This window comes from Vibrio sp. 1F255 (genome assembly GCF_041439145.1).
In the GTDB taxonomy this organism is placed as follows: Bacteria; Pseudomonadota; Gammaproteobacteria; order Enterobacterales; family Vibrionaceae; genus Vibrio; species Vibrio crassostreae_C.
Map to the genome: position 1 here is coordinate 180,291 of NZ_JBGONQ010000002.1, position 21,652 is coordinate 201,942.

Annotated in this window: 13 protein-coding genes; 3 read left to right on the top strand and 10 right to left on the bottom strand. The window is 46.4% G+C overall.

Going from position 1 to position 21,652, the window contains the following annotated elements:
- Positions 1 to 152 precede the first annotated feature (152 nt).
- Positions 153 to 932 (top strand): TSUP family transporter, encoded by a 780-nt coding sequence (locus ACED41_RS02360; protein WP_012603222.1) that lies wholly within the window; start codon positions 153 to 155, stop codon positions 930 to 932.
- On the opposite strand, the gene ACED41_RS02365 is transcribed toward ACED41_RS02360, so the two are convergent.
- The 10 genes from ACED41_RS02365 to gltB (ACED41_RS02410) form a co-directional block, all read right to left on the bottom strand.
- Positions 883 to 1,728, bottom strand: a complete 846-nt coding sequence (locus ACED41_RS02365) for a LysR family transcriptional regulator (RefSeq protein ID WP_017059296.1) — start codon at positions 1,726 to 1,728, stop codon at positions 883 to 885. The genes ACED41_RS02360 and ACED41_RS02365 overlap by 50 nt on opposite strands.
- A gap of 204 nt (positions 1,729 to 1,932) precedes the next feature.
- Complete coding sequence (locus ACED41_RS02370) at positions 1,933 to 2,550, bottom strand: TRIC cation channel family protein (protein WP_017062893.1); 618 nt, start codon at positions 2,548 to 2,550, stop codon at positions 1,933 to 1,935.
- 74 nt (positions 2,551 to 2,624) lie between these two features.
- A complete protein-coding gene (gene btuF / locus ACED41_RS02375) occupies positions 2,625 to 3,494 on the bottom strand; it encodes a vitamin B12 ABC transporter substrate-binding protein BtuF (RefSeq protein WP_017062892.1) in 870 nt (289 codons plus the stop codon).
- A 1-nt stretch (position 3,495) separates the two neighbouring features.
- Entirely contained in the window at positions 3,496 to 4,449 is a 954-nt protein-coding gene (locus tag ACED41_RS02380; protein WP_371724410.1) for a cobalamin biosynthesis family protein, read from the bottom strand.
- 10 nt (positions 4,450 to 4,459) lie between these two features.
- The gene (gene mtnN / locus ACED41_RS02385; protein ID WP_012603226.1) at positions 4,460 to 5,155 is read right to left on the bottom strand and encodes a 5'-methylthioadenosine/S-adenosylhomocysteine nucleosidase; all 696 of its coding nucleotides are present in this window, start codon (positions 5,153 to 5,155) and stop codon (positions 4,460 to 4,462) included.
- Positions 5,156 to 5,282: 127 nt separating this feature from the next.
- Positions 5,283 to 5,711 carry a DUF1499 domain-containing protein gene (locus tag ACED41_RS02390; protein WP_010434771.1) on the bottom strand — a complete coding sequence of 143 codons (429 nt, stop codon included), beginning with the start codon at positions 5,709 to 5,711 and terminating at the stop codon, positions 5,283 to 5,285.
- Between the two features lie 177 nt (positions 5,712 to 5,888).
- Positions 5,889 to 7,301 (bottom strand): FAD-dependent oxidoreductase, encoded by a 1,413-nt coding sequence (locus tag ACED41_RS02395; RefSeq protein WP_050651923.1) that lies wholly within the window; start codon positions 7,299 to 7,301, stop codon positions 5,889 to 5,891.
- A 16-nt stretch (positions 7,302 to 7,317) separates the two neighbouring features.
- Positions 7,318 to 11,781, bottom strand: a complete 4,464-nt coding sequence (gene gltB, locus ACED41_RS02400) for a glutamate synthase large subunit (protein ID WP_371724411.1) — start codon at positions 11,779 to 11,781, stop codon at positions 7,318 to 7,320.
- A 428-nt stretch (positions 11,782 to 12,209) separates the two neighbouring features.
- Positions 12,210 to 13,679 carry a glutamate synthase subunit beta gene (locus ACED41_RS02405; protein WP_017066517.1) on the bottom strand — a complete coding sequence of 490 codons (1,470 nt, stop codon included), beginning with the start codon at positions 13,677 to 13,679 and terminating at the stop codon, positions 12,210 to 12,212.
- Positions 13,679 to 18,226: a glutamate synthase large subunit gene (gene gltB, locus ACED41_RS02410; RefSeq protein WP_371724412.1), complete on the bottom strand. Its 4,548-nt coding sequence runs from the start codon at positions 18,224 to 18,226 to the stop codon at positions 13,679 to 13,681. Before gltB (ACED41_RS02410) ends, ACED41_RS02405 begins: the two co-directional genes overlap by 1 nt.
- Before the next feature lie 529 nt (positions 18,227 to 18,755).
- On the opposite strand from gltB (ACED41_RS02410), the gene ACED41_RS02415 reads away from it, so the two are divergent.
- On the top strand, positions 18,756 to 19,709 hold the full coding sequence (locus ACED41_RS02415) for a TIGR01212 family radical SAM protein (protein WP_017062887.1): 954 nt from the start codon (positions 18,756 to 18,758) through the stop codon (positions 19,707 to 19,709).
- 91 nt (positions 19,710 to 19,800) lie between these two features.
- Positions 19,801 to 21,552, top strand: a complete 1,752-nt coding sequence (locus ACED41_RS02420; protein ID WP_017059307.1) for a diguanylate cyclase domain-containing protein — start codon at positions 19,801 to 19,803, stop codon at positions 21,550 to 21,552.
- Positions 21,553 to 21,652 lie beyond the last annotated feature (100 nt).

Genomic DNA, 21,652 nt, shown 5'->3' on the forward strand with positions numbered 1-21,652 from the left:
GCCCACTCCTCGGAGTGGGCTTTTTTATGTCTGTTATTCCGCGGTAGCTTAATGATGAATATTTGGAATAGGTTAGAATCTTGTGTTTCGTTATTGCTCGTCTGCTGTGAGTGGTAACTTGTCGTTACACAGGATTTTAAGGCGTTGGGTATATGGAAATCACTCTAGAAATATTGGCTATCTTGTTTGTTGTTGCAACGGCAGCAGGCTTTATTGATGCAATGGCTGGCGGCGGTGGGTTACTGACTCTACCTGCATTGCTAGCGGCTGGAGTTCCACCGACGCAGGCATTGGCAACTAACAAACTCCAAAGCTCATTTGGCAGCTTCTCTGCGAGTTGGTATTTCGTGCGCAACGGTATCGTCAGCATCAAAGAGATGCGCCTTGCTATCTTTTGTACCTTTATTGGCTCTGCAATTGGCGCTGAGTTAGTCCAGCACATTGATGCGAGCCTACTGACCAGTGTTATCCCACTGCTGCTTATCGCTATCTCTCTCTATTTCCTGTTGGCACCCCAAACTAGAGCGTCTGAAGGAAAACAGAAGATCTCTGAGGCGATGTTTGCTCTGTGTATTGGTGGCGGCGTGGGTTTCTATGATGGCTTTTTTGGCCCAGGAACAGGTTCTATCTTCACCGTCTGCTTTGTTGCTATTGGTCACTTCTCGTTAGTCGATGCTACGGCGCGTACTAAAGTACTTAACTTTACCTCGAATATCGCTGCCTTAATTTTCTTTATTTTGGCTGGTTTGCCTATTTGGGAGTTGGGATTAGTGATGGCGGTCGGTGGATTTATGGGCGCTCAGCTTGGCGCTAAAGTGGTGGTGACAAAAGGGCAGAAATGGATTCGCCCCCTTGTGATCGTGATGTCGATGCTAATGGCGTCTAAACTGCTTTGGGAACAGCATCAACAATGGATTCTATCAGTGTTTTAACTCGTGGAGACTGGTAACTATTTGGTCTGACACAGATATGAATCGGCCGAATCAAGCCTGCTAATTCGGTGAAGCTATACAGATATTGAGGCTCAATATTGAGTGTTTTTACGATAGAGAGCGGTATTAACGCTGGCCCAGTCCCGCCCAATGCAAGTTGAGCCGCTGCGGTGTAGGCATCCATCTCCATCAAGGGTTTGATACCAAACTTCTCTAATACAGAAAGTTGATAAGAATTGGCAGGGTTGGTCATGTCGTTAGTGATGACCATTGGAGGAAGCTCCGTTAGCGGTGACTTACTCACTATGTAAAACGGCTCATCAAATAGATGGAAGGTCATCAACCCATGATGCGGTGGCAGTAAGCCAGCACACAACCCCAAGGTCGCCTTACCAGATTGCACTCGCTCTATGATTCTCGGCGTGTGGTTGGTGGTAATGGTGATGTACTTATCTTGCTGGATGAACTGGCCCATCATCTCACCTAAATAACCGGCTATCAGAGACTTAGAGCTGTCTAGGGTGATGAGAGTAGTATCTTCCAACTCTTGCTGTTCATAAATAAGCCCGCGAAGTTCATTGAATGTCGGGCCAATACTCTCTATTAATGCTATCGCATCTGGCGTGAGTTTTATCTGTCGGCCACTCGGTTCAATGAGCTTTTTACCTAGCTTCTTTTCTAAATTCGCAATCCGTTTGCTGACCGCTGATTGGCTGATATAAAGCAAACTGCCTGTGCGGCTCATGGTCTTTGCTTTACTCAATACCAGTAGAGTTTCGATTCCTTCGAGTAGCATTGGGTTATATTCATGAAATTTGGGAATGATTTTTTCAACTTACCTCAAACAACATTCATTCTCTAGTCTTGAAACTAAAGCTTTGAACCAAGTTAGGTATTTTTAGCTATGCTCGCACGTGTAGCGCGAGAGCATAATAATTGTGTTGGGGAGCTCAAATTAAGAAAGGCTCCTTTACGGAGCCTTTCACTTTGTAACGTTAGCTTATTTGATGGCGAAGGTCGGCAATGATAAATGCCAACGAATAGCGCCAAGCCTTATCAATAGTGTTGAGAACACGCCGGCCAGAAATGCAGTTTCTGAATCGTGCCCCATGCTGATCGCCATGGTATGGAAAGTACCACCAATGATACAAGCGGTCGCGTAGACTTCACTTCTTAGAATCATAGGCACTTCACGGGCAAGTACGTCGCGGATAATACCGCCACCGCAGCCGGTGATGACACCCATGATGATCGCCACTAGTGCTGAATCTTGATAGATAAGTGCTTTTTCTACACCAATGCCAACAAACACCGCTAGGCCAATCGCATCACATACCGGCAATATCCACCAAGCCAGACGTTTCGGGCGTCTTACAATAATCATGGTCAGCAAACAGGTGATGATGATGACCCAAAGGTAGGTGGTATCGGTGATCCAAAACACGGGAGTTGCACCCAATGCCATGTCACGAATAGTACCGCCACCAATTGCGGTAACACTGCCTAGAACGGCTACGCCAAAGGGATCCATCTTAAGACGGCCTGCGACAAATACGCCTGAGACAGCAAAGATGGCAGTGCCAAATAAATCGATAATATAAAGCAGCATGGAGTCCATGATACTGGTGCTCTTATAGTTAAAATTGTAGGGACAGGTCGGTGGCGAATTGTACGAAAAAACGCAGCAAATAGTTAGTGATTTTGCCTAGCTCTATCGAAGAAATCGCATACTTGTTGGATCGCTTTCAAAGTTCTTGTTGTCGGGCGATTAATCCAGTCTGAATTGAGGGACCAAATCTGATTTTGAGCGACAGCTGGGATCTCATCTTCCCATGTTTGCCACATGGTTCCATTCTCAATCGCGTGCTGAGAAGTGAAGATCACTTGCGGTTTTCTTAATACAACTTGTTCAATACCAACTTGCGGATAGGGAGAGGCGCTGTCTTCAAAAATATTGTGTCCACCACAAAACTCAAACACCTCACTTGGCCAGTGTCCTTGAGCAACAGTGATGATCGGCTTTTCACTGAGTTGGTAGAAGTAGTTTACTGACTCGGCATCTTTGTATTTTAGTCTCAAGGCGTTGAGCTGCTCTCTGTATTGCTGAGCGTTATTTTCGCCAATACTTGGATCGCTAGCGTATTGGCTCAGTTGTTCAATATTGGTTGCGATACTGTCTAGGCTTTTGGTCTTGGAGTAGTAAATATTAAAACCAAATTGCTCTAGTTTCGCGAGCTCTCTGGGCGGGTTTCCCGCTGGCCACGCAAGAATCAAATCAGGCTGAAGTGCGATGATCTTCTCAACCTTGATGCCTTGATAGTTTGCCACTTTTTCAAGCTTATCGGCTTGTGGTGGGTAATCACTTCGTTCACTTACGGCGACAAGGTTGTTACCTAAACCTGCGCTGTACGCGAGTTCAGTGGCATGAGGAGCAAGGCTGACCACGCGTTGAGCCGGCTGTACTTGTTCTTGAGTCAGTGGTACTTCTTCTGCAAATGATAAAGGCAGCCATAAGCTGGAAGACAAAATAGTAAGACTTGTAACAAGTGCTGAAGATTCCACTCTAAATCCCTTGGTGAATAAATAGTAAGGCTAGGCTTTGTAAAAAGATCCAGATAGCGATGCGACCAAAGAGTAGTTTCTGAACCTGAGATAGATGCAGAGCTGACGGTGCGATTCTTCCGCCTAATTTTGCGCGAATGGCTTTAGTGTTGTCGTAAATCGCAGGGCCACCTAATGATAACTCCAGCTTGTTGCCAACAGCCGTGATTAACCAGGCTGGGCCGGGTAGTGGCCAAGAGCGACTTTGGACTAGCATCATCTTAAATGTGTGCGTTGCTTTATCACCAAAGACGATCATCAAGGCAAATAAGCGCATTGGTATAAGTTCTAGGATAGCGACGATCTTGATTGCCGTTGAGCCGAAAGGAGAAAACTGCTTGCGACTTGGCGACCAAGCTCGAGCTAACTCGACCACAAGGCGATACATTAACGCAGCGATTCCACCACCAATGGCGTACCAGAACAACACACAAACTACGTTACGAGCGTAACCCATGACTATGGTTTCTGTGGCGGCTTTGCCGAGGCCAAGTGACGAAAGTGATTCGGTTTGACGGTTGACAATCGGAGCCAGTAACTGACGAGCGGCCGCTTTATCTTCTCGGCCAAGTACTTTGATCAGTTGGTTAGCCAGTTTTTCATTATTGCGCCAATCAATCGCGAGTAATAACAGTGCCAATTCAAACAGTTGAGATTGCCAAACCAATGGTTGCAGTGCCAATAGAATAACCAGAGTTGGCAGTACCATTAACCCCCAGGCTAATGTGCCTGAGATTAAACTTTGGGAATAGTTGTGGTTGTTATTAACCTTGCTTGCTAAAAGCTCAGCAAACTTATGCCATAAGGTCGTGGGGTGTGCGGCATGGGGGATAGGTAAAATTAAATGAAAAAGCAGTGCTCCCCACATCACAAGGAGCACGCCATTTGCAAATACCTGATCAAACAGTGTTTGCATGTCTAGTCGCTTACTTTAGTAGGGCAACCATCTTGATAACCATTTCAGAAGAGCTTTGCGCTGCTAGTGGCAGGAACTCTTCGAAGCTCATTGGTGATTCTTTGTCTGCAACATCAGAGATTGCACGAACAACCACGAATGGTACTTGGAATTGGTGACAAGCTTGAGCGATAGCCGATGCTTCCATCTCTACAGCAACCACGGATGGGAAGTGCTTACGGATGAACTCTTGGCGTTCTGCTGTGCAAACAAATGCGTCGCCAGTACAGATTAGACCGCGAACGGCATGCTTATCTTCCATTTGTGCTAGAGCTTGTTCAGCAACAGCCATCAGTTTGTCGTCAGCTTTGAACGCTGCAGGTTGACCTGCCATTTGGCCGATTTCGTAACCGAAAGCCGTTACGTCTGCATCGTGGTGACGAACTTCAGTCGAGATAACAACATCGCCAAGGTTCAGTGTTGAATCAAAACCGCCAGCAGAGCCAGTGTTTAGAACGACATCTGGTTGGTATTCGCTTAGTAGGATTGAAGTACCAACTGCTGCTGCTACTTTACCAATGCCTGATTGAAGCAAAACAACGTCAACACCATTTAGCTGACCAGAGAAAAAGGTACAACCGCCTTTATTAACTTCAGTAATGTCTGAAATTGCTGCTTTTAGGATCGCAACTTCTTGCTCCATTGCGCCAATGATGCCGATTTTCATGTGTAGTCTCTTAATAAATAATATTTAAACAGTAGAGCGAAATTGTAGCATGGATAAGAAGTGTCGAGCGACTGCCCAGAGGCACTTCTCATCCGAATAGCAGTGATTTATCTGCGGATTCTTTTATCTATTTGATTAGGCCTTCGCTTTTTAAGCTAGCACGAAGTTGTTCTGCACGTTTTCTGTTTACGCCAAAATCAGAATGGCCAGTGCGAGATTCTGAACGCACGATCAGTTTGTCATCAGTGATCTTAAGTTCTAAGTCATCGACAAAGCGCATGATGCGAGAAGTACATTCAATACGCAGATAATCTTCTGTTTTACTCGCGGTTTTCGATCCAGGTAAAGTTAGTGCAACCTGCTCAATCGCATCTAAGTTTGCTGAGTCAGATAACTCAAACGTGTCCAATGCATGCTGCTCACGGTCATCTTGAGTTGATACGCAGTTTGGTTTGTCTCCACAAGGTGATGAAGTTCTGTCTTTCATGTTCGTGATTCCTTGGCTGCATGCGGTTAAAGTTAAAAGAGATAGAGAAAGGAGAGCGGCTTTTTTCATGGTGTTTCCTATGGCTTGTTTTTAATTCTAATTGTAGTTATCGGCATTGGTTTATTTGTAATTGTTTTACGTATTTTCGTGATGCTTGTGATAAACGTATCTAATTTAAAAAAGGATCCATCATTGGATCCCTTTTTTATAGTAACGGCCTGAGTAATAAAGGAAACCTTAGATTAGTCACACTTCTAGGTAATCCAAGATCCCTTCTGCGGCTTTACGGCCCTCATCGATAGCGGTTACTACCAAGTCAGATCCTCGAACCGCATCGCCACCTGCAAAGATCTTGCTGTTGGTGGTTTGGTATTGAAACTCTTGTTTACCGGGAGCCTTGATACGACCCCACTGATCGAGTTCCACACCGAAGGGTTCTAGCCATTCCATCGCATGAGGTTGGAAACCAAATGCCATGATCACAGCATCGGCTTCAAGAACATGTTCACTGCCTTCGACAGGCTCTGGGCGACGACGGCCTGCTTCATCAGGTTCACCCAAAGCGGTTTTCACGAATTTAACGCCAACCACATGACCAGCGCTGTTAAGCTCTAAGCCAATAGGTTGGAGGTTGAACTTGAACTTCACACCCTCTTCACGCGCATTCTTCACCTCACGGCGAGAGCCCGGCATATTCGCTTCATCTCGGCGATAAGCACAAACAACATTAGCTGCATGCTGACGAATCGAAGTTCGGACACAGTCCATCGCGGTATCACCACCACCGAGCACAACCACTTTTTTGCCTTTCATGTCGATGAATGGTGTTGGGTTATCCAGTTCCATGACCTTGTAGGTATTGGAAACAAGGAATGGCAGTGCATCATAAACGCCCGGTGCGTCTTCGTTATCTAACCCAGCACGCATGTTTTTATAGGTACCGACACCTAAGAAGACAGCATCGTAGTCATCGACCAGTTGTTGTAGTTGAACGTCTTTACCGACTTCGGTATTCATCTTAAATTCGACACCCATACCACTAAAGATACGGCGACGGTTTTCCATGATGCCTTTCTCTAGTTTGAACGATGGGATACCAAACGTGAGCAGGCCACCGATCTCCGGATAGCGGTCAAATACTACGGCCTTCACACCGTTTCGAACTAAGATATCAGCAGCAGCAAGACCTGCGGGGCCTGCACCGATGATTGCGACCTTTTTATCAGTCCATTCGACATGCGACATGTCTGGCTTCCAACCCATCTCAAACGCTTTGTCATTGATATATTTTTCAATGTTGCCGATGGTTACTGCGCCGAAATCGTCGTTGAGGGTACAAGAGCCTTCACACAAACGGTCTTGAGGACAAACTCGTCCGCAAACCTCAGGCAAGCTGTTGGTTTGGTGGGAAAGTTCAGCCGCTTCGATAATGCGCCCTTCATTGGCAAGCTTGAGCCATTGAGGGATGTAGTTGTGGACTGGGCACTTCCATTCACAGTAAGGATTACCACAGTCTAAACAGCGGTCAGCTTGCGCCTTAGCTTGTTGTTTAGTGAAAGGTTCGTAGATCTCTACAAACTCAATCTTACGAATTTTGATTGGTTTCTTCGCTGGATCTACGCGATTCACATCAATAAATTGGTATACATTCTGGCTCATTATTGGCTCCTTCCAATTATTGCGCTTGAACACGAAGTTCAGCAGAGCTGCGGCTTTGATGACCGAGCAAGGTATTAAGGTCCGCCGTCTTCGGCTTCACTAGGTAGAACTTCGGAATCCATTCATCAAAGTTCGCCAGAATAGCTTCAGCGTGTACTGAGCCAGTCTCTTCTAAGTGCTCTGCAATTAAGCCACGCAGATGTTCTTGGTGGATAAATAAGTCAGACAGAGAAAGTGCCTCGACCGACTCGTTATTTACTCGACCTTGGAAGTCTTCGTTCTTATCCATGACATAAGCGAAGCCACCTGTCATACCCGCACCGAAGTTGACGCCAGTTGCGCCAAGAATGGCAACAATACCGCCGGTCATGTATTCACAGGCGTTGTCACCAGCGCCTTCAATCACAGTAACCGTGCCTGAGTTACGCACGCCAAATCGCTCGCCGGCAGTTCCTGCTGCAAATAGCTTGCCTCCGGTTGCACCATACAAACAGGTGTTACCGATGATGGTCGCTTCGTTACAAACAAATGCAGTGCCTTGGTGAGGCTTGATAACCACTTTGCCGCCAGCCATGCCTTTGCCAACATAGTCATTGGCATCGCCCGTTAGGTATAACTCGACGCCACCGGCGTTCCAAACCGCAAAAGATTGGCCTGCTGTACCATCGAGGTACAACTTAATTGGTGAGCCCGCCATGCCTTGGTTACCGTAGCGTTTCGCGATTTCGCCAGAGATACGAGCGCCAACCGAGCGATCGGTGTTGATTACGTTGTAGTAAAGGCTGGTGGATTGACGTTTCTCAATCGCATCAATGGCATCATCAAGGATCTGCTGGTTGAGCTGAGCCTTATCAAATGGTGCGTTTGGCTCGGTCCAAAACAGAGGGTGACCTTCTGGAGATACCGGAGCTTCGAGTATTGAAGAGAGATCGAGCTTGTTCTGTTTCGCGGTGAGGCCTTGAACGGCTTCAAGTAAGTCAGTACGACCAATCAGGTCCGTGAGTTTTTCTACGCCGAGTTCTGCAAGGTATTGGCGAACTTCATCAGCTAGGCCTGTAAAGTAGTTCACCACCATGTCTGGCAGGCCTTTGAAGTATTCGCGGCGTAGTGTTTCATCTTGAGTCGCAACACCCGTCGCACAGTTGTTTAGGTGACAAATTCGTAAGAACTTACAACCCATTGCGACCATTGGCGCGGTACCAAAACCAAAGCTTTCTGCACCGAGAATCGCACCTTTAATCACATCAAGGCCAGTTTTTAAACCACCATCGACTTGCAGGCGGATCTTATGACGAAGCCCGTTAGCAACCAGTGCTTGTTGAGTTTCTGCTAAGCCGAGCTCCCAAGGGCAACCTGCGTATTTTACCGAGGTTAGAGGGCTTGCCGCGGTACCGCCATCGTAGCCAGAAATGGTGATCAGATCGGCATAGGCTTTCGCTACACCAGTTGCAATCGTGCCTACACCCGGTTCCGATACTAACTTTACTGAAACCAAGGCTTTAGGGTTCACTTGTTTAAGGTCGAAAATCAGCTGCGCTAGATCCTCGATAGAATAAATATCGTGATGTGGAGGAGGGGAGATCAGTGTCACCCCTTGAACTGAATATCTCAGCTTAGCGATTTCTGCGGTAACTTTATGGCCGGGCAGTTGACCACCTTCTCCAGGCTTCGCACCTTGCGCGACCTTGATCTGCAAAACATCCGCATTGGTTAAGTAATGTGGCGTCACACCAAAACGACCGGAAGCTATCTGCTTGATACGAGAGTTACGGTCAGTACCAAAGCGTCGAGGGTCTTCACCACCTTCACCAGAGTTTGAGTAACCACCCAAGCGGTTCATCGCCATTGCTAATGCTTCATGCGCTTCTGGGCTCAAAGCACCGATCGACATTGCCGCAGAGTCGAAGCGTTTAAACAGATCGCTGTTAGGCTCGACTTGCTCTAGTGGTAGAGGCTGATCGGCTTTTTTGAGGCTCATTAAGTCGCGTAACATCGCAGCTGGACGAGCATTTACTTGCTTAGCAAAAGAGAGATAATCCGATGTCTCACCTGTTTTTACTGCAGTTTGCAGAGTGCCAACCACATCAGGGTTATAGGCGTGATATTCGCCGCCGTGTACGTATTTGAGTAAACCACCGTGCTCGATTGGCTTACGCTTAGTCCAGGCTTTACGCGATAAGTTATAGATATCTTGTTGGAAATCGCTAAAGCTTGCGCCTTGGATTCGAGTGGTAACTCCGCGGAAACAGAGCTCAACAACATCGGAATGAAGGCCAACGGCTTCGAAAAGCTGTGAACAGCGATAAGAGGCAATGGTTGAAATTCCCATCTTCGACATGATCTTGTACAGACCTTTGTTGATGCCGTTTTGGTAATTTTGCATTGCGGCACGATAATCTTTATCTAAAGAGCCATCATCCAACATTTTACCTAACGCTTCATAAGCGAGGTATGGGTAAACCGCGGTTGCACCGAAGCCAAGCAGCACAGCAAATTGGTGTGGGTCGCGCGCAGTTGCTGTCTCAACAACGATGTTGGCATCACAACGCAGGTTGGTATCAGCAAGCCTTGTTTGCACCGCACCAACCAACATGGCTGCAGGGATCGGTAGTTTTCCTTTCTCTAAACCTTTGTCCGACAGCACAACTAAAACCGCACCTTCGCTGACTTCTTGTTCGGCGCTATCACATACTGCTTTGATTGCTTGTTCTAGATCTTGGTTATTCGGGTCGTAGTGCATGCTGAGAATGACATGACGATAATGTTTTTGACTCAACTGCAGAAGCTGCTGCATGTCTGAGTAAAGCAGTACTGGTGAATCAAACGTGACACGATAGGCGTGACCGTCTGTTTCACAGAACACGTTCATCTCTTTACCAATACTGGTCGCCAAAGACATCACGTGTTTTTCACGCAATGGATCAATCGGTGGGTTGGTGACTTGTGCAAACTTTTGACGGAAGTAATCAGTGACCAAGCGTTCTTTTGAAGAGAGCACAGCCATTGGCGTGTCGTCGCCCATTGAGCCTACTGCTTCTTGCCCCATATCACCAAGCACACGCAGTACTTGGTCCGACTCTTCGTTGCTCATCGCAAACTGTTTTTGGTAGGTCTTGAGCGTGTCATCGTCAAAGCTGCGCTTACCGACTTGCTCATCGGGCAGATCGGAAAACGGTGTGAGTTTGTGAACGTTCTTTTCCATCCACTCTTTATAGGGATGGCGACCTTTAAGGTCATTATCGATCTCGTTAGATTGCCACAGTTTACCGCGGCGCGTATCTATGACGAGTAGTTCACCCGGGCCGACACGCCCTTTCTCTGCCACTTCGTCTGGCGCATAATTCCAGATGCCTACTTCAGAGGCCAGCGTGATTAGGTTGTCTTTGGTAATCACATAACGCGCAGGGCGTAAGCCGTTTCTATCTAGGTTACACGCAGCGTAACGACCATCAGAAAGGACGATACCTGCAGGGCCATCCCACGGTTCCATGTGCTTGGAGTTGAAGTCGTAGAATGCACGCAGATCGGGATCCATGTCTGGGTGGTTTTGCCAAGCGGGCGGCACGAGCATACGCATCGCTCGGAATACATCCATACCACCGGCAAGGAACAGGTCGAGCATGTTATCTAGACTTGATGAATCTGAGCCTGTCTCATTCACAAAGGGTGCGGTCGTTTGTAAATCGGGCAGCAGTGGTGAAGAGAATTTATAGGCACGAGCTTTAGCCCACTGACGGTTACCTTCGATGGTATTGATCTCACCATTGTGCGCCAAATAGCGGAATGGCTGAGCCAGTGGCCAACGCGGCTGAGTATTGGTTGAGAAGCGCTGGTGGAACAGGCATATCGCCGATTCCATACGTAAGTCAGCAAGATCGAGGTAAAATCGTGGAAGATCGGCCGGCATACACAAGCCTTTGTAAACCATGACTTGTGTCGAAAGGCTACAAATATAGAAATCTTTGTCTTCTGTGATCTGCTTTTCAATTCGACGACGAGCGATGTAAAGGCGTCGTTCAATATCGCGTTCACGCCACCCTGCAGGTGCTGAGATAAACACTTGCTGAATATTGGGAACGGAATCTTTTGCGATTGGACCTAATACGTCGGTGTTGGTCGGTACTACGCGCCAACCTGCAACCGTTAAGGTCTCTTGAGCGAGCTCTTTATTGACGATGTCTTGCGCGGATTGCGCTTTGATTGGATCTTGGCTGAAGAAAATCATGCCGACAGCGTATTGCTTGCCGAGCTTGAAGTTATTCTCTTCAGCAATAATTCTGAGATAAGAGTCAGGCTTCTGTAGTAATAAGCCACAGCCATCCCCGGTTTTACCATCCGCAGCGATTCCACCACGGTGTGTCATGCGATCGAGGGCTGAAATAGCAGTTCTTACCAACTTATGACTAGGTTGGCCTTCCATTTGCGCTATTAAACCAAATCCACAGTTGTCTTTTTCAAGACTAGGATCATATAGAGCCATTGCAATTCTCCCTTTTGCTTCTCTGTCATCCAGACAGTAAATGACTAACTATTCATATACTTGTTGTTTTTTATAAACTGATAGTTTGCTTTAGCCAGTTAAAACGTTATTGGTTGTGTTAACAAAACCGATTGATTTTATTTTCATCAGCTTTACAACGTATAGCTAATTGTGTTTAAGGTCAAGTTCATGGTTAATTATCATGCATAAACGCGATTAGCCACTTAATAATCTAAAATAGTCGATGGATATCAATGAGATATATAAGGTGAATGTTAACGAGATTTAACATATACAACAGGATGATTTTGAAAACGCCAAAGACCAGATAGAAAAAAGGCTAGCATCGAGTGCTAGCCAAATATAAAAGTTAGGAAGGGTATTGCTTTTCCTCTAGGCTAACGTAATTGACGTTAGCCCGAGAAATATTATGCGGAAAGCATGAGTGAATCAGCTTTCGCTTCTAAGTTTGAGTTACCCATTAAGAAGTCATCAATCGCAATTGCACATTCACGACCTTCATTAATACAACGTACAACTAGAGATTGACCAGTACGCATATCACCAGCAGCGAAAACGCCTTTCTGGTTCGTTGCAAAACCTTCAGAAGCGACGTTACCGCGCTCGTCCAGTTTAATGTCTAGTTGAGCAAGCACGCCGGTTGGCTCCGGGTGTAAGAAGCCCATTGCTAGGAATGCCATGTCACAAGGAATAACACGTTCAGAGTTCGCGACTTCATCAAAGCCTGGACGCTCACCTGGTTTCGCATCTTGCCAAACGATGTCAGCAATACGTAGACCCGTCACTTGACCTTGCTCGTTACCGATGAACTCTTTGGTTAAGATGTTCCAGTGACGTTCACAACCTTCTTCGTGAGAAGTGGTGGTTTTCATGATCATTGGGTATTGAGGCCAAGGCATGTTTGCAGGGCGCTTCTCTGGTGGGATCGGCATGATCTCAACTTGAGTAATGCTTGCTGCTTTATGACGGTTTGATGTGCCCACACAGTCAGAACCAGTATCACCACCACCGATAACCACAACGTGCTTATCTTTAGCGTGAATCTCTTCTGTTTTAAGATCTAGGTTGTTAGCACGGCGGTTGTTTTGACCAAGGAATTCCATGGCAAAGTGAACGCCTTTCAACTCACGACCAGGGATTGGCAAGTCACGTGGAACCGTAGAACCACCCGTTAGCAATACCACATCAAACTCTTGGCGTAGCTGCTGAGCGTTAACATCAACACCGATGTGTTGGTTAACTTTAAACTCAACGCCCGCTTCAGCCATTAGGTTGATCTTACGATCAATCACGTCCATACCCAGTTTGAAGTCTGGGATACCGAAGCGAAGTAGACCACCGACTTTCTCGTCACGTTCAAATACCGTTACCGAGTGACCAGCGCTGTTTAGCTGCTCCGCTGCGGCTAAGCCAGCAGGACCTGAACCGATAACTGCGACAGTTTTACCTGTGCGAGAGCGTGGTGTTTTAGGTTTTGCGTACCCTTCACGGTACGCAGTTTCGACAATCGTTTTCTCGATATTACAGATAGTGATTGGGTCTTGGTTGATACCAAGAACACAGGCACTTTCACAAGGAGCAGGACAAACACGACCGGTAAACTCAGGGAAGTTGTTGGTAGAGCTTAGGATGTTCCAAGCCTCTTCCCAGCTGTCACGGTAAACCGCATCATTGAATTCTGGGATGATGTTACCAATCGGACAGCCGTTGTGACAGAAAGGTACGCCACAGTCCATACAACGAGAGGCTTGAGTATTGATCTTTTCACCAAACTCTTCGTTAAGTACGAACTCTTTGTTGTCTTCAATTCGAACTGACGGGTCGAGCTTCTTTGGAAGCTCACGACCGTGTTCTAAAAATCCAGTAGGCTTACCCATTATACTGCCTCCACTTCTTCCGTTTGTGCCTGTTGTGCTTCAGCTTTACGCTTTTCAAGAACAGTTTTGTAGTCGCGTGGCATTACTTTAACTAGCGATGCAACACTTGCTTCAAAGTTGTCTAGGAAAGATTGAGCAACTTCACTTCCTGTGAATTCAACATGCTTAGTTAGCATATCCAGTAGAAGATCTTTATCTTCTTGTTCAATTGGATCTAGGTCTACAAGTTCAGGGTTGAGCTTGGTTTCGAAGTCACCCGCTTTGTCCCAAACATAAGCAACACCGCCACTCATGCCCGCAGCAAAGTTACGACCTGTTGAACCAAGGATAATGGCAACACCACCAGTCATGTATTCACAACCGTGGTCACCAACGCCCTCAACAACAACCTTCGCACCTGAGTTACGAACACAGAAACGTTCGCCTGCCATACCGCGAATGAAAGATTCACCTGAGGTCGCACCGTAGAAACATACGTTACCAACCACGATGTTATCTTCAGCAACGATAGAAGATTTCGCATCTGGGTACAGTACCAAAGTACCGCCAGACAGACCTTTACCCCAGTAATCGTTCGCGTCGCCTTCTACTTCGAACTTAACGCCTTTCGCAAGGAACGCACCGAAAGATTGACCAGCACTACCGTGGAACTTAACGTTCATTGGCTGTGGTAAACCTTGGTCTTTGTAAACCTTCGAGATTTCGTTCGACAGCATGGTACCAGCAGAGCGGTCCGTGTTGATGATAGGGAAGCTCGCATTCACGGCTTCGCCTTTCTCAAGAGCTGGAATCGCAGCTTGAATCAACTTGCGGTCTAGAACGTCTTCTAGGTTGTGGTTTTGTTGCGTCTGGTTGTAGATACCATCTTCTTCACGTGCCTGCTCAATGTGCAGTACAGGTGTTAGATCTAGGTTCTTGTACTTCCAGTGGCCGATGTCATCACGAACTTTAAGTTTGTGCGATTGACCAACCATCTCATCGATAGAGCGGAAGCCAAGTTCAGCCATTACTTCACGCAGACCTTCAGCCATGTATTGGAAGAAAGTGACTACGTCTTCTACGCGGCCGTCGAAACGTTCACGCAGAGTCTTGTTCTGTGTAGCGATACCAACAGGACATGTATTCTTGTGACACTTACGCATCATGATACAGCCTTCAACCACTAGAGCTGCTGTTGCTACGCCCCATTCTTCAGCGCCAAGTAACGTTGCTACTGCAAGATCACGTGGTGTTTTCATCTGACCATCAGATTGAACAACGATACGGTTACGTAGGCCGTTTTTCAGTAGTGTTTGGTGCGTTTCCGCTAGACCCAGCTCCCAAGGCAGACCGGTATGACGGATAGAAGACATCGGAGATGCACCCGTACCACCATCAAAACCTGCGATAAGTACCACGTCAGCTTTCGCTTTCGCTACACCCGATGCAATCGTACCTACGCCAGCTTCTGATACTAGCTTCACGTTGACACGGCCGTTACGGTTCGCGTTTTTCAGATCGTAGATCAGCTGAGCCAAATCTTCGATTGAGTAGATATCGTGGTGTGGCGGTGGCGAGATAAGACCTACGCCCGGAGTCGAGTGACGCGTTGCGCCGATCCAGTCATCAACCTTATCACCAGGTAGTTGACCACCTTCGCCCGGTTTCGCACCTTGAGCCATCTTGATTTGTAGCTCATCAGCGTTAGATAGGTAGTAAGACGTTACACCAAAGCGACCAGAAGCCACCTGTTTGATTGCTGAACGTTCCCAGTCGCCGTTTTCTTTACGTTCGAAACGTGCTGGATCTTCACCACCTTCACCTGAGTTTGATTTCGCGCCAATGCGGTTCATCGCAACAGCCAGTGTTGAGTGAGCCTCATGCGAGATTGAACCAAAGCTCATTGCGCCGGTTGCGAAACGCTTAAGAATGTTCTCGATTGGTTCTACTTCTGCTAGAGGAATAGAGCCTGCAGGGTTCTTGATGAAGTCCAGTTGGCTACGTAGCGTTGCTGCGTTGTCGCCTTGGTCATCAACTGCTTTTGCGTACTTCTTGAACTGACCGTAATCTTTGTTACGCGTCGATTCTTGAAGTAGAGAAATCGTTTCTGGGTTGAATAAGTGTTTCTCACCACGTTGTTTCCACTGGTAAACACCACCAACATCAAGGATCTGAGCTGGAATTTCACGAGCTGGGTAACCAACACGGTGACGAACCAATACTTCTCGCGCGATATCGTCGATCGTTAGACCTTGGATACGAGAAACAGTACCTGTGAAGTATTTTTCAACCACTGATTTGCTAACACCAAGTGCTTCAAAGATTTGTGCACCGTGGTAAGACTGCAGCGTAGAGATCCCCATCTTAGAGAAGATCTTAAGTAGACCGCCGTTAACACCTTTACGGTAGTTATCGAATAACTCACGTGGGTGTACGTTTGGATCTAGCTTCTTAGTACGTTGCAGTTCAACAATCGTTTCAATAACTAGGTATGGGTTAACTGCGTTTGCACCATAACCGATAAGCGTTGCAAAGTGGTGTGTCTCACGAGCGTCGCCCGTTTCAACAACGATGTCACACTTAGCACGTAGACCTTTACGGATTAGGTGGTGGTGAACCGCGCCAACCGCCAGCATTGCTGGAATAGCGGCATGGTTAGAGTTAACCGCACGGTCTGTCAGTAGGATGATAGAGTAGCCATCAATCACTGCGTCTTCTGCGTATTGGCAGATACGCTTAAGTGCGCGCTCTAACTTACCTTGGTCGCCATTTGCTTGGAATACGATATCCAGCGTCTTCGCCTGAAGGTGCTCGTTATCGATTGCACGCAGTTTTTCTAACTCAGAGTTAGACAGTACTGGAGACTCAAGTTCTACTTTTTGACAGTGCTCAGGTGTTTCAGCAAGTAAGTTCTGGTCTTTACCTAGGTAAGTGTTCAGAGACATAACCATGCGCTCACGAATCGGGTCGATCGGCGGGTTAGTTACTTGTGCAAACAACTGTTTGAAGTAGTTTGAAAGGTGCTGCGATTGGTGAGAAAGAATCGCTAGCGGCCAGTCAGCACCCATTGCAGAAAGTGGCTCGTAGCCTGTTTTCGCAAGAGGTAGAATGATTTCGTTTACTTCTTCAGAACTCACGCCAAACGATTGTTGTTTGTGTAGTAGTTTCTCTGGAGAAGGTTGGCTAAATTCGTTGCTCGCATCCGGTAGCTTTTTCAGGCTCAGAAGGTTCTCTTCAACCCACTTTTCGTAAGGTTGTGCTTTAGCAATGCTGTCTTTCACTTCTTCATCAGAAATGATGCGGCCTTGCTCAAGGTCAGCAACGAAGATACGACCTGGTTGTAGACGACCACGGTACTCAACGTTTTCAGGTGCAATCTCAACAACACCAGACTCAGACGCCATTACTAGGAAGTCGTCTTTAGTTACTGTGTAGCGAGAAGGACGCAGACCGTTACGGTCAAGTGTTGCACCTACTTGAACACCATCGGTGAAACATACTGATGCTGGGCCATCCCATGGTTCCATTACGTTCGCGTGGTACTGGTAGAACGCACGACGAGTTGGATCCATGTTTTTGTTTTCTTGCCATGCTTCCGGGATCATCATCATCAACGCGTGTGGCAGAGTACGACCTGAAAGAACAAGTAGTTCCAGTGCCATATCGAAGTTTGATGAATCCGAACTACCTTCCTGACAGATAGGAAGCAGCATGTCGATTTCAGCTTGTGTAAACAGATCCGATTCTAGGATTGCTTCACGTGCTTTCATCCAGTTCAGGTTGCCGCGAACCGTATTGATTTCGCCATTGTGCGCGATGTAACGGAAAGGCTGAGCTAGACGCCAACGTGGGAATGTATTGGTAGAGAAGCGAGAGTGTACTAGTGCTAGAGCTGTCACCATGGTTGGGTTTTGCAGATCTAGGAAGTACTGAGGAACTTGTTCAGTTGTTAGCTGACCTTTGTACACCAATGTCTTGTAAGACATAGAGTTGATATAGAAGTCATCACCGATATTTGAAACGCTTTCTAGGCATACACGAACCGTGTAGTTACGTAGAACATACAGTTTACGCTCAAGCTCTTCTGGTGTGATACCAGGGCCGCCAGAAATAAATACGTGTTCAAATTGAGGTTCAGTGCTTAGTGGGTCAGCACCAATCATTGAATTGTCCGTTGGAAGTTCACGGTAACCGATAACTTCTAACTCAAGGCGTTGTGCATTGCGTTCTAGAATGTCACGACACTGTGCACGTTTGTGTTCATCTTTAGGGAAAAGTACAACACCAACACCATATTTTTCAAAAGATGGCAGCTTAATTCCAAGCTTTACGGCTTCTTCTAGTAAGAATTCGTGCGGCTTCTGTAGCAGGATACCTGCACCATCACCAGAACACGGATCGCAGCCTTGGCCGCCACGGTGTTCCATACGTGCAAGCATATCGAGTGCTTGAGTTACTACATCATGAGATTTGCGATTCTTTAGATGCGCAACAAAACCGATACCACAAGCGTCATGCTCCAATTCAGGAGTATACAGACCCTGTGAGTTCTGCTCTTGATCTACCATAGATACATCCTTCCAGTTAAATCTAGGCGCAACTTATTTGTATAAAGTCAGCCTTGTCCTTTTATATTTATGGGTCTAAACCTGCCTATGCTGGCGGTTTGAATCCTTTCCGTATCTCGCAGGAAAAGTATTGCGAGAAAAACAATCCTTAGTGATACCTGTTTATTTTTAACCACAAACTAGTGGTTTATATAGGTGGGAGTTAGATATCACCGACTTATTAGCAAGTTTTCGTTGTAAGTAAATACTCAAAAATAGCCAATATGTGTAAGTATCCTACAATTTTGTCTAGGCGAATTGCAATGAAAGTTGACCCATGTAGACCATTTTTTTCGTTTTATTTTGAATTTAATGCCTAACAAATGTGCAACATTAGGCAAATAGAGCCGATTTTTTGCATGTTTATTGATATTTGTTAGGTTGCTCGCAAAAAGCCTTGAGTAAACTAATTGGTCGAATTTTGCAGGGATGTAATTTTTTTTCAAAAAAGACTGATATTCATTCTTATTTACTTGAGTGCTTTGAAAATATGCAATTACACGAGTTGGTCAATACTATCGGCCAAGACCTTCAACGCCGTTATGGCGAGAAGGTTCACAAGCTGACGCTTCATGGTGGTTTCAGCTGCCCAAACCGAGACGGGACAATTGGCCGTGGAGGTTGCACGTTTTGTAACGTGGCTTCCTTTGCCGATGAACAAACTCAGGTTCAGAGTATTGCAGAACAACTAAAAGATCGTGCGGGTGAAATTGCTCGTGCTAAGAAGTATCTGGCTTACTTTCAGGCGTACACCAGCACTTATGCTGAGGTGCAAGTGCTCAAGAATATGTATGAAGAGGCGCTAAAAGCACCCGGTGCAGAGATCGTCGGCCTTTGTGTTGGTACGCGACCAGACTGTGTGCCTGATGCGGTGTTGGATCTGTTAGCGGGCTACGTTAAACAAGGCTATGAGATTTGGCTCGAGCTTGGCCTGCAAACCGCCAATGATAAAACCCTCAAGCGAATTAACCGCGGCCACGATTTTGCGGTGTATGAAACGATCACCCAACGCGCACGCGCTTTAGGTATCAAGGTGTGTACTCACCTGATTGTTGGTCTACCAAAAGAAACCAAAGCGGATAACCTTGAAACCTTAGACAAGGTATTAGCCGTTGGCACCGATGGTATTAAGCTGCACGGCCTTCATATAGTAGAGGGCAGTACCATGGCTAAGGCGTGGAAGGCAGGAAAGCTAGAAGCCCCAAGCCTTGAAGAGTACATCGATATCGCGAGTGAGATCATTCAACGCACGCCTGCGGACGTGGTTTATCACCGTGTTTCTTCAGCGGCGAGACGCCCAACCTTACTTTCTCCTTTATGGTGTGAGAACCGCTGGTTAGCGATGACTGAAATAGGTCGTTCGTTGGATAAAACCGGTGCTCAAGGCATCAAAACGGGCTCTGCATTCGAGTACACGTTGCCTGTTTTAAACGCGGCCAATTAATAGAAATGGGTGACTGTAGGTAACAGCAGATAAAACCAATAAATAGTGGTAACATTTCCCTAGCAGATTTTATGGTATAGATTGAGAGTAAATGGAACTGGTAATGACTTGGTTGTGGGACAGGGCGTATGGCTACGGTATTTATATCGTTGTTGTATTGCTGATTGCTCTCATCTGCTGGCATCTCTATTCTCGTTATCAGTCGCATATCGAAACGCTTCTACTTGCTACCCCGTCGCCACTCTACTTTGTTGATGTTCGAAGTGGCGAAATACTCTATGCCAATCGCCAAGCCATGCAGTTGCTTGGTATCCGCCAAATCGGTGTTAATTTTCGCTTTCCTACTGTGGAAAGCGAGAACAGCTTTCGTCACTACTTAACCAACCACATCAACTCTCGAGCCTTCGAGCAGGTCTCCCTGTGGGCGCTTTCTGAATTTGAGTCGTTCAAGATCAACTTGATCGGTCGTAAGATCCATTTTAGAAATAAGCAGGCTTGGATGATTCACGCCTCACCTTATAAAAACACTAACGAAGAACTGTCCCAAGAAGTTCGAGAACTGAATGTTGCTCGTACCGCTTTGGATTCTTTGTCTGAGCTGATCTACGTGAAAGATCAGAAAGGTCAGTTAGTGACGAGTAATCGCTCGTTTAAAAAGTTTTGGCATGGTCGTGCTGAAGAGGGCACCCTGAGTGTTTCTGGTGGAGTATTAAAAGGTCGTGTAAGTGAACGCTCTTGGACTACAGATCAAGATGGAAAAAGCTGCTTGCTTGAAACCTACCAAAGTGTGCTGCTTTCCCAAGATGGAGAAACCATCGGCACGCTCTCTATTAGTCATGATGTGACCGATTGGCATGACATGCAGCAGAAACTGCGTGGCGAGATGGAGAAGCGAAAAGATACCGAAGTGGCACTTGCGCAGCGTGACACCATCTTGCAAAACCTCCTGGAGGCCAGCCCAGACTCGATTGGTATCTTTAATGAAAACATGGTTTATCAAGCGTGTAATAAACCATTTGTGGCTGCGCTGGGTATCTCTGAAGTCAGTGACTTGATCGGTAAACGTTTACAAGATGTGGTGCCACATAGCATCTATACGCGAATATCAGAAACCGATCATCAAGTGCTTCATCAAAGTAAATCACTGCGTTATATCGACAAAGTGGTCTCAAGTGATGGAACATTTACTTGGTATGATGTAGTCAAATCACCGTTTAGAGATCCAGCATCGAGCACTAATGGTGTGTTGATCATGGCGCGTGATATTACAGAGCGTTATCTAGCAGAACAAAAGCTTGAAGAAGCCAACCTTGAACTTGAACGCCTCAGCTTTATGGATAGCCTGACTAAAGTGTCTAACCGACGTCGTTTCGATGAACAGCTCTCTACACTGTGGCATTATCATGTGCGTGAGAAGCTGCCACTGACGATCATGCTATGTGATATCGACTTCTTTAAAGGCTACAACGACTTTTACGGACACCAACAAGGCGATGATGCTTTGATTCAGGTTTCTCAGGCATTTAAGCAGGTGTTGAATCGTTCATCTGATTGTGTGGCTCGTTATGGTGGTGAAGAGTTCGGCTTTATTCTGCCAAATACAACGACCGAAGGTGCTCAGCTGGTGGCGCAGCGTATTCATGATGAAGTCCTAAAATTGGAACTTGCGCATGAGAAGTCGACAGTCTCTGAATTCATCACGGTGAGTATTGGTATTATCTCTTACATTCCTACACCTGATGATGAAATGGAATCGGCTGTTGCCTTGGCTGATAGTGCGTTGTATCAAGCGAAATCAGACGGTCGCAACCGTTCAATGGTGCATCCATACTCAATTCGCTAACGCTATAAAATTGGCAATTTGATTATCCCCGGCTATTTTTGCTTAGTTAGTATTTGTATTGGTTAATTAACCTTCGAAATTACCGCTGAACACTTGCTGC

Coding starts and splice junctions, on each gene's coding strand:
- ACED41_RS02360 (WP_012603222.1), top strand. CDS start 153: ATGGAAATCACTCTAGAAATATTGGCTATCTTGTTTGTTGTTGCAACG.
- ACED41_RS02365 (WP_017059296.1), bottom strand. CDS start 1,728: ATGCTACTCGAAGGAATCGAAACTCTACTGGTATTGAGTAAAGCAAAG.
- ACED41_RS02370 (WP_017062893.1), bottom strand. CDS start 2,550: ATGGACTCCATGCTGCTTTATATTATCGATTTATTTGGCACTGCCATC.
- ACED41_RS02380 (WP_371724410.1), bottom strand. CDS start 4,449: ATGCAAACACTGTTTGATCAGGTATTTGCAAATGGCGTGCTCCTTGTG.
- mtnN (WP_012603226.1), bottom strand. CDS start 5,155: ATGAAAATCGGCATCATTGGCGCAATGGAGCAAGAAGTTGCGATCCTA.
- ACED41_RS02390 (WP_010434771.1), bottom strand. CDS start 5,711: ATGAAAAAAGCCGCTCTCCTTTCTCTATCTCTTTTAACTTTAACCGCA.
- ACED41_RS02395 (WP_050651923.1), bottom strand. CDS start 7,301: ATGAGCCAGAATGTATACCAATTTATTGATGTGAATCGCGTAGATCCA.
- gltB (WP_371724411.1), bottom strand. CDS start 11,781: ATGGCTCTATATGATCCTAGTCTTGAAAAAGACAACTGTGGATTTGGT.
- ACED41_RS02405 (WP_017066517.1), bottom strand. CDS start 13,679: ATGGGTAAGCCTACTGGATTTTTAGAACACGGTCGTGAGCTTCCAAAG.
- gltB (WP_371724412.1), bottom strand. CDS start 18,226: ATGGTAGATCAAGAGCAGAACTCACAGGGTCTGTATACTCCTGAATTG.
- ACED41_RS02415 (WP_017062887.1), top strand. CDS start 18,756: ATGCAATTACACGAGTTGGTCAATACTATCGGCCAAGACCTTCAACGC.
- ACED41_RS02420 (WP_017059307.1), top strand. CDS start 19,801: ATGGAACTGGTAATGACTTGGTTGTGGGACAGGGCGTATGGCTACGGT.